The 1,917-nt window shown below is 46.7% G+C and carries 2 protein-coding genes; both read left to right on the forward strand.

All coding sequences use genetic code 11. The features are described 5' to 3' along the window. Positions 1 to 751 precede the first annotated feature (751 nt). The gene (locus Xets_RS18835) at positions 752 to 1,204 is read left to right on the forward strand and encodes a hypothetical protein (protein ID WP_187652318.1); all 453 of its coding nucleotides are present in this window, start codon (positions 752 to 754) and stop codon (positions 1,202 to 1,204) included. A gap of 12 nt (positions 1,205 to 1,216) precedes the next feature. After that, entirely contained in the window at positions 1,217 to 1,690 is a 474-nt protein-coding gene (locus Xets_RS18840) for a hypothetical protein (protein WP_187652319.1), read from the forward strand. The last annotated feature ends 227 nt before the right edge of the window (positions 1,691 to 1,917 follow it).

Here is a 1,917-nt window from a genome sequence, read left to right on the forward strand (position 1 = left end):
TCGCACAATCTGCATTATGTCTGGCGCCCCCGCTATCAGCATCGCGGGGTGCACCGCACAAGGCTGACGCCTTCTGCTGTCAGCATCGGCGCACCCTCTTGGCAAACCCAGTGCCAATCTTAAGCCGCGTGCCCCGTTCCGGCAAAAACAGCGTCTTCTTTAGCGGCCTTGAGTGGCTCAGGCAAAGACCCCTGTAGGCAGGTCGGCCTGCGGCCTCCGCTGGTTTACCTCCCCCGCCCCGACCCCGCTGCATTGTCTGCGCGCGGCTCGCAGTCGCTGCGCTCCTTGCTCGTTGCCGTGCTCGCCATCTCCGCCCCGTGCAGCCCCCGCAGGGGGCTTCCCCTGAATAACGCGATCATGCAAAACCGAGTCCAATCAGAAACGCCGGTGACCCAGAGCGTCGCAGAGCGCCGCTTGCAGGCTCTGTGCCGCCCGCACCCGCAGAACGGCCGCCCGCCGCCCAAGCCAGTTGGGCGACGTTCGCCCGTTGCCGTGAAAAATCGCACAAAATCAGGCTGTTCAGCCCATCACAGGGGAAAAAAGGGCGCTATACTGCACATCGGAGCAAGCGTAAAAACAGGCCAAAAGTGCACTTCGGCCTTTTAGGTTCGCGGGAATGGGCGGAACGGGTAAAAGGGGTTCTTTAACAAGGTGATAAATAAGGAAAAAATCGCTTAAAACTGTATAACCGCACCGGAACCTGCCCTAAGACCCCATCGGGCTGCTGGGTGGGTTTAACCCTTATTCATACGTGCATAATCCATCGAAGTGGGTAGATCCGTATGGGCTGGCAGGCGGGGTTGGTAACAAAGGGGATGCAGGTGTAGGTACAAAAAATAATACACCAACAGATAGTGTATATATTCCCCGTGATGCGAGTGGCAAACCAATACCATTGGATAAACAAATAGTTAATAGCCAAGATATTCCTTTACCTCATCCTGCGGCAGATGGCAGGGCACATACTGTACTGGGTGGAAAAGTCAGTGGTAAAACGGGAGAAGTTTATAGGCAATCAGCTACTTTCCCTGATGCAACATGGCCTCACGCAAAAGGGCAACCCGTTCCTTTAAGTGAAGTTCACTGGACAAGTCATGGTCGTCCAGATCATACAAACCCACACCAACATCCATTCCATTATGAAGGGCAATATGGATGGAAAAGAGCTGATAGGCTTCCTTTTGATTCAAATGGAAGCAAATAGAAAGGAACAATTATGGATATATTATTTGAGCTTTTTCTACCCAAAAACATAGACCTTGAATCATTTGACTTAAAAGAAATTTTTGCTGAATGGGCAGGTGAAAAATATTCACAAGATCCCAAAAAGTACCAATGGAATGATTTTGTCATATTCGAAGAATATAAAGATACAGCTAGTTATAGTAACTTAATAGGGCATGAAGTCACATTGGGAAATTATAATTCTTATACTTTGAAAGGGGATTTAATAAACCAATTGCAAGAATTAATCTATAAAAATAAACCAATAAAAAACAACGAATTATACTTTTTTTTCAAGGAGTTCCTGAGCAAGATAAACAACTGGGTTGTGTTGACTTTAATAGATTATGATCAATTTGATAAAACCTATAAAGTCAATGACATCGATGAAGCTTTTTTTCTACTAGAAAAAAGTTGCCATCCAGAACATCCTGAAGGCATTGCATTAATTAAAAATAATATTTGATATCAGTTAATTTTTAAAATTACGTAGCCGGAAGATCACGGGGATCTTCCGGCTTTTTTCTTTTTTAAGAGCTGCTCAGTCCCTGCCCTTAGTTGTTGTTGTAGTCACCTATCAGCTCCCGCATTTTGAGCTTAATTTCGCTGATTTGCTCTCGCTGGCGCTGGTATTGCTGTTTGAGGCTGTTAGTCTCGTCATTGTCAGGAATGAGCACCAGACAGCCCTCCATA

It is taken from the genome of Xenorhabdus sp. TS4 (genome assembly GCF_014467265.1).
Lineage (GTDB): Bacteria > Pseudomonadota > Gammaproteobacteria > Enterobacterales > Enterobacteriaceae > Xenorhabdus > Xenorhabdus ehlersii.

Excerpts from the sequence above, each read along its gene's own strand:
- Xets_RS18840 (WP_187652319.1), top strand. The coding sequence starts at position 1,217 with ATGGATATATTATTTGAGCTTTTTCTACCCAAAAACATAGACCTTGAA.